Origin of the sequence: Pseudomonas tehranensis (assembly GCF_014268615.1) — a bacterium.
GTDB classification, from domain to species: Bacteria; Pseudomonadota; Gammaproteobacteria; order Pseudomonadales; family Pseudomonadaceae; genus Aquipseudomonas; species Aquipseudomonas tehranensis.
The window spans coordinates 1-6878 of sequence record NZ_JABWQV010000252.1 but is presented as its reverse complement, the minus strand read 5'-3'; the positions used below and the strand labels follow the sequence as shown (position 1 = coordinate 6878).

7 protein-coding genes are annotated in these 6878 nt (G+C 61.0%); 3 read left to right on the top strand and 4 right to left on the bottom strand.

Annotation, left to right across the window (positions count from 1 at the left end):
- Nucleotides 1-48: 48 nt before the first annotated feature.
- Nucleotides 49-1788, bottom strand: coding sequence for a C4-dicarboxylic acid transporter DauA (gene dauA, locus HU811_RS23190; protein WP_186658309.1), 1740 nt, complete (start codon nucleotides 1786-1788; stop codon nucleotides 49-51).
- A 279-nt stretch (nucleotides 1789-2067) separates the two neighbouring features.
- On the opposite strand from dauA, the gene HU811_RS23185 reads away from it, so the two are divergent.
- Both HU811_RS23185 and HU811_RS23180 read left to right on the top strand, forming a co-directional pair.
- Entirely contained in the window at nucleotides 2068-2553 is a 486-nt protein-coding gene (locus HU811_RS23185) for a hypothetical protein (RefSeq protein ID WP_186658307.1), read from the top strand.
- Nucleotides 2554-2616: 63 nt separating this feature from the next.
- Nucleotides 2617-2904: a PA4642 family protein gene (locus HU811_RS23180; protein ID WP_047229416.1), complete on the top strand. Its 288-nt coding sequence runs from the start codon at nucleotides 2617-2619 to the stop codon at nucleotides 2902-2904.
- A 116-nt stretch (nucleotides 2905-3020) separates the two neighbouring features.
- On the opposite strand, the gene mqo is transcribed toward HU811_RS23180, so the two are convergent.
- Together mqo and HU811_RS23170 are read right to left on the bottom strand one after the other, a co-directional pair.
- A complete protein-coding gene (gene mqo, locus HU811_RS23175; protein ID WP_092402477.1) occupies nucleotides 3021-4529 on the bottom strand; it encodes a malate dehydrogenase (quinone) in 1509 nt (502 codons plus the stop codon).
- A 738-nt stretch (nucleotides 4530-5267) separates the two neighbouring features.
- Nucleotides 5268-5501: a hypothetical protein gene (locus HU811_RS23170; RefSeq protein WP_092402475.1), complete on the bottom strand. Its 234-nt coding sequence runs from the start codon at nucleotides 5499-5501 to the stop codon at nucleotides 5268-5270.
- Between the two features lie 205 nt (nucleotides 5502-5706).
- On the opposite strand from HU811_RS23170, the gene HU811_RS23165 reads away from it, so the two are divergent.
- On the top strand, nucleotides 5707-6291 hold the full coding sequence (locus tag HU811_RS23165; protein ID WP_047229419.1) for a YajG family lipoprotein: 585 nt from the start codon (nucleotides 5707-5709) through the stop codon (nucleotides 6289-6291).
- A 169-nt stretch (nucleotides 6292-6460) separates the two neighbouring features.
- Here HU811_RS23165 and HU811_RS23160 read toward each other — a convergent pair whose 3' ends face one another.
- Nucleotides 6461-6667 (bottom strand): hypothetical protein, encoded by a 207-nt coding sequence (locus HU811_RS23160; protein WP_186658304.1) that lies wholly within the window; start codon nucleotides 6665-6667, stop codon nucleotides 6461-6463.
- Nucleotides 6668-6878: the final 211 nt, after the last annotated feature.

Sequence of the window (6878 nt, the reverse complement as noted above, 5' to 3'; positions counted from 1 at the left end):
GCGGGAGCAAGCTCCCTCGCCACAAAAAGCTCCATGGCCACAGATCAATCAGGCCGGCCTCGAGTGAGCAGGGCTACCGGCCAGCCATTGCTCGCTCTTGACCCGTGCCTGCTCCAGGGTCTGCACATACGCCAGTTGGCGCTGCTCGCGATGGATGCCGGCGCGGCGCAACTTCAGGCGTACCCGTGGCGCGGTTGCCACCAGAATCAGGCCGATGCCCTGCTTGCGGTAGTCCTTGAGGATACTTTCAAAAGCCGCCAGCGCAGTCATGTCCAGCATCGGCACGGCGCTCATTTCCACCACCATCACCCGAATCCCCGGATCGAATTTGCGCAGCACATCCAGGGCCTTTTCTGCCGCGCCGAAAAACAGCGGTCCGCGAATGGCGTAGCAGCGAACGTGCTCGGGCATGTCCAGCAGGGCCTGATGGAAATGGCGCGGCAGTTCGGCGGTGTCCGTCAGCTCGCTCATGCGTTTGATGAACAGCCCGGCGGCCAGCAGCAGGCCTACGGCGACCGCCAGGACCATGTCGAACAGTACGGTCAGGCTCAGGCAGGTCAGTAGCACCAGCACGTCACTGCGTGGGGCGATACGCAAGGTGTGCAGCACGTGTCCGGCTTCGCTCATGTTCCAGGCCACCATCACCAGCAACGCCGCCAGCGCTGCCATGGGCAGATAGCTGAACAACGGCGCCAGCAGCACAATTGCCCCCAGCACCACGAGGCTGTGAATGATCGCGGCCAATGGCGAAGACGCGCCGCTGCGCACATTGGTGGCGCTGCGGGCAATCGCCGCCGTGGCAGTGATGCCGCCGAACAGTGGCGCCACCAGATTGCCCAGGCCCTGGCCGATCAGTTCGGCGTTGGGGTCGTGTTTACTGCCGGTCATGCCGTCGGCCACCACCGCGCACAACAGCGACTCAATGGCACCGAGCATGGCGATGGCGAAGGCGGGCGCCAGCAATTGGCGGATCAGATCGTAGGAAAGACTCAAGGGGCGGCCCTGACTGTCCGGTAGATTCCAAGGCCAGTCGAAACTCGGCAAAAATGGCGGGATGCCGGGGTAACTGATGCCGTCGACCACGTAGCTGAAACGTTCGCCCAGTGTCGCGATCTGCCATCCGCCGCTTTCCAGCGCCAGCCCCAACAGCGCACCCACCAGCAGGGCTACCAGATGACCAGGAATGCGGGGGACGAAGCGCGGCCAGATAATCAATACCGCCAGGCAGATGAGGCCGATCAGGCCGTCGCCGAGCCGGGCACTGGGCAGTGCCGTGATCAAGGCGCCCAGTTGCTCGATGTAATGCTCGGCGCTGCCGACCGTGGTCAGGCCCAGCAGGTCTTTGAGTTGTAGGGTGGCAATGACCACGCCGATGCCCGCGGTAAAACCGAGAATGACCGGATAAGGAATGTACTGGATCAGCCGCCCGGCCCGCATCAGACCGAGCGCTATCAGGATCATGCCCGCCAGCATCGTGCACAGCAGCAGGCCACCCAGGCCGTATTGCTGGGTGATGGGCAGCAGGATCACCACGAACGCCGCTGTCGGCCCGCTCACGTTGAACCGCGAGCCGCCGGTGAGGGCGATCAAGGGGGCGGCCACCAGCACCGTGTACAAGCCATGCTGCGGCGGCACGCCGACGGCGATGGCCAGGGCCATGGCCAAGGGGATGGCAATGATGCCGACGGTCAGCCCGGCCACCAGATCGCCGCGCAGACGCTCAAGGGTGTAACCGGCGCGCCAGGCTTGGCGCCAGGCGGCGAATAAGGGTGGGGCGGAGAAAGACATGGGCACTCCACGCACGAAAGAAAGGGATTCATCTTGAGCTTTGCCAAACCCAAAACCCGTGGCGAGGGAGCTTGCTCCCGCTCGGTTGCGCGGCGACCGCAAGACTGCTGCGCAGCCCAGCGGGAGCGAGCTCCCTCGCCACAAAGGCCTGCACCGGCAGGCCGGGGCTGATGGCTCCTTGAGTATGCCGTGCTCGTGGCGCGGATGTATTGACCTGGATCGTTATTTTTAGCGTCTGGGCCCGTGCTAGAGTGCCGGGCCAAGACCCTGGAGCCTGCCATGAGTGTACTGACCCGCCGCTGCGCCGCTCTGCTGCTGATGTCCAGCCTGTCGTGGGCAGCCGGTGGCGCGCCGATGCACAGTCAATTTCTGCCCCCCGATGATCTGGCGGTACGTCAGGAACAACCCGAACACCAGCAATTGCTCCAAGTCACCGAGTATTCGGTAGTGCTGGGCAATCAGCGTCAGTCCAACCAGCAACCGATACCCGTTACATCGCCGTTGCTGGTGCGCCTCAAAGGCAAACCCCTGAATAAAGGCGCCACTCTCAACCAGGTGATCCTGAACTTCGATGGCGAAAGCAAAAGCCTGAAAAAACCTGCCTTCGACGAGGCGAGCAAGACTCTGACGCTGTCTTATCCACAGGCCCAGTATCAAGTGGTGATCGATCTGCTGCGCAACGAGACGGTGTACGTGCAGTTCCTCAGCTATGCCAACGGCCATATCTGGGCCGACCTGCACACCGGCGCTGTACGCCCGCGTTGAGCCCCGAGGCCTGCCGGGGGTAAACTGCCCGCCCCCGTGAACTGTGCGAGCTGGAGCCCGGCAATGCGTAAAGACAAGAAACAAGTGATTGGTGACGAGATTGGCGATGAGCAGATCAAGCTGTTCCTCAATTTCGATCCGGTCGATGCCACTTCGCCGTCGCTGCACAAACTGATCAAGGCCTACCGTGGCCTGCGGGTCGACGACTTCGAGCGCTTTCTGACGTTTTTCGTCGAGGCCGGCTACGACCTCAATGGCAAGGATGAGCACGGCAACGATTTCGTCGCGCTGATCCAGGACCAGCGTAATGCCGAGGAATACATCGAGTTGATCAACAAGGCTCGTGGCTGAATATTTTGGGGCCTGCTTCGCAGGCCAGCGGGAGCAAGCTCCCTCGCCACGAAAGCTTCTCCCATAAAAAACGCCCCGCTCTCAGAAAGAACGGGGCGTTTTTTTATGCAGTGGAATCAAGCGAAGCTGGGTGTCTCGCTGCTTTGTTCAACCAGTTCCAGGGCGACGTTGTTCTGCGCATTGACCTTGCGATACAGCGCCGCGTCGGTTTCCAGCACTTTTTCCCGCGCCGGGAAGATCTCTGCGAGTTTGCTCGCCCATTCTCCCTTGGCTTTGTCCGGGAAGCAGCGCTCGATCAGGTCCAGCATGATCGAGACGGTCACCGAAGCACCGGGCGATGCGCCGAGCAAGGCGGCGAGGGTGCCGTCCTTGGCCGCCACCAGTTCGGTGCCGAACTGCAGGACACCGCCTTTCTTCGGGTCTTTCTTGATGATCTGAACCCGTTGGCCGGCCACTTCCAGGCGCCAGTCCTCGGCTTTCGCCTCGGGATAGAAGCGACGCAGGGATTCCAGGCGCTGCTCCATGGACTGCATCACTTCGCTGATCAGGTACTTGGTCAGGTCCATGTTGTCCCGGGCCACGGCCAGCATCGGGCCGATGTTGCCGGCACGTACCGACAGCGGCAGATCCATGAGCGAACCATGCTTGAGGAACTTGGTGGTGAAACCGGCGTATGGCCCAAACAGCAGGGATTTCTTGCCATCGACCACGCGGGTATCCAAATGCGGCACGGACATCGGTGGCGAGCCCACGGCGGCCTGGCTGTAGACCTTGGCCTGATGATGCTTGACCACTTCCGGGTTGTCGCAACGCAGCCACTGGCCGCTGACCGGGAAGCCACCGAAGCCTTTGCTTTCTTCGATACCCGACGCTTGCAGCAGCGGCAACGCCGCACCACCGGCACCCAGGAAGACGAATTTGGCATCGACTTCACGGCTGCTGCCGGAATTGACGTCCTTGATGCTGACGGTCCAGCCAGCGCCATTGCGCTTGAGGCCGGTGACGCGCTTGCAATACTTGACCTGGGTGTCCGGGGCGCTGGTCAGGTGCTTGAGCAACTGGTTGGTCAGGGCGCCGAAGTTGACGTCGGTGCCATTCATGACGCGGGTGGCGGCGATGACTTCGTCAGCTGGCCGGCCCGGCATCATCAGCGGCATCCACTCGGCCATCAGGGCCTTGTCCTCGGTGTATTCCATGTCGGCGAAGGCGTGATGCTGGCGCATCAGCTCAAAGCGCTTTTTCAGGAACGACACGCCTTTTTCACCCTGCACGAAGCTCAGGTGCGGGACGGGGGCAATGAAGGATTTGGATGAGCCGAACGTGCCTTTTTTGGTCAGGTACGTCCAGAACTGCTTCGACACCTCGAACTGGGTGTTGATGTGCACGGCTTTCTTGATGTCGACACTGCCATCGGCCGCCTGGGGCGTGTAGTTCAGCTCGCACAGCCCGGCGTGGCCGGTGCCGGCGTTGTTCCACGGGTTGGAACTCTCCGCGGCACCGGAATCCATCAACTCGACGACTTCCAGCGAGATCGCGGGGTCGAGTTCCTTGAGCAGCACGGCCAGGGTGGCACTCATGATGCCGGCCCCTACCAGAACTACATCGACTGCTTCGTTATGCGCCATTTAACGCGTCTCCAAAATCTGCAGCACCAAATTGTCGGCATGGCGGCCAGGGAGTGGCGGGGCAGGTCAGTTGCGCCCCAGGTATCCATGGCCAGGATCGCCATGTCCGAATCTTCGCAATTTTTCGCAACTACCGCGGATGCATGCAGCCTGGCCTCAGAGTCCCATGAACTCATTTAAGCGCCGGGCAGGCAATTCGACTTATGGCCGAGACATCCGTTCGTGCAACCAAATCCGTAGCGGACAGGCTTCAGGCGCCGGTTCTTGAGCGATAGGCGGTCCTGTGTCGTTGGGCTGTTTCAGACGCTAATGGTGCTTGTTCAGACGCAAAACTATTCATTTGCTCGCCACACTCTCGTGAAGTTGTGAAAACCCGTTTTTTCACGCTCTTTTGAAGACGTGAACCTCAAAAAAGGGCTGTCCCAGCCTGGCACCGCGCCCGGTTTGGTTTGCCCCCATGTAATACATGACAGGCAAAACGGGCAGACAGCTCAGTGACCGAGCGTAATGACAGCTCTGCAGATTCGCGAAAAGTGGTGATTTGCTTGAAAAACAGCAAGCGCGCCAGCTTCACTCGATCTGTGTGGGCGGCTCTCTGTGGGCGGTGCGGGGTGCCAATACCAGCGCATTAGCGGTGTTGCGAGGCCCGATCAGGAGACGTCCTTATAATCGGGGGCAGATTGTATCGAAGAAACGCAGGGAAATGGTCGTGTTTAATGACTTTTATTAGCCATCCGGTCAGACGGCCAACAGTTGACGGTTGCGTGGGCGAGCGCCAAGGGTTTGCACGCGGGCGCTGGCGGGCAATGGCTGGTGCAGCCAGTTCAGCCGAATCTCTTCGATTTCCACCCAACCTTCACCCATAGGCTGCAGGCTGCATTGCTTGAACGCCTGGCAACGGCCATTGCGGTCCAGCAGGGCGAAGCAGCGGTGCTGTGGGCGCGGGGTGAACAGGGAAATGAGAAAACGCATGGTCGGACACCGTGTCGGGGAGCTTGTGCCAAGGCTGACAGGGGGCCATGACATGCCGGTGTAAGGAGCATGACAATGGCATGACACGAACCGGTTTTCCCATGGAGTGGCGGACATTTGAGTATTCATCGTGCAGCGCTAGTTCACCGCCATGGCGCACCGCTATACTGCGGGCCTGTTTGTGCCCGATTCTGGAGAGAAGAGCATGTTGCAACGCCTGTTGTTCGGTTTGATCGCTGTGACCAGTCTGGCCCTCGTCGGCTGCGCCCACAGCCCGCAACAACTTAACCCGGAGCCCAAGCTCAACGCCCAGCTGGCGCCCGTGGGCCGCGGCCAGCCGGTGGTGGTGCGGGTGGTGGATGGTCGTCCCTCGCCAACCCTCGGCACCCGCGGTGGGCTGTACCCGGAAACCAGTGTGATCACGGTGCAGGGCGCGCAGATCCTGCCCAAGCTGCAGGCCCAGGCCGAAGCGGCGGTACGTTTGCTGGGCTTCACCCCTACCGCCAACGCGATGAATGCACCGCAACTGACCGTCACCCTGGCCGAATTGAAGTACCAGTCGCCCAAGGAAGGCATGTATGTGACCGAAGCCACCATCGGCGCGACCTTCCGTTCCGAGGTGCAGAACGCCAATCGTCGCTACAGCGGTCGTTACGGTGCTTCGCTGGACCAGCGCTTCGGCATGGCGCCTAACCAGGACACCAACACCAAGCTGGTCAGCGACGTGTTGAGCGATGCCCTGACACGCCTGTTCAAGGACCCGACCATTGGTCAGGTGCTGGCTGAGTAAGGTATCGACCACATGACCCTGGGCTGCAATGGCCCAGTGGTTGCGATCAGATATGTGAAAGCAAACCTGTGGGAGCAAGGCTTGCCCGCGATAGCGATCTGTCCTTCACCGCATTGTCGAAGGTGCCGTTCTCATCGCGGGCAAGCCTTGCTCCCACAGAGTGAAGCCGTCATGCAGCCTGGGAATACAGCTCCAGCACGCTGATCCCAGTCAGCAGATCGGTCTCCGGAAGGTCGGCGTGTTGATGGCCGCCAAGGACGCAATACACCAGCCAATGCCGATCCTGCACGTTGAAGGACAGGCTGCCGACGAGGTTCTGTTGTTCGTCGCTCGGGCTGATGAGATAGAGACGATCCTGGTTTTCGGCGTGGAGCATGGTGGGTTCCGGGCAGGTTTGAAGGGCGACAGGGTGGCCTATTCAGATGACGAAACCGTGACGTGAGAAATTACCCTGTGCTTGCTGGCGGATCCTGTGGCGAGGGAGCTTGCTCCCGGTGGGCTGCACAGCAGCCCCAAACTTGTCGCTGCGGTGTCTCAGGTTGATTGCCTCAGCTTCATTGGGGGCGCTTCGCACCCCAGCGGGAGCA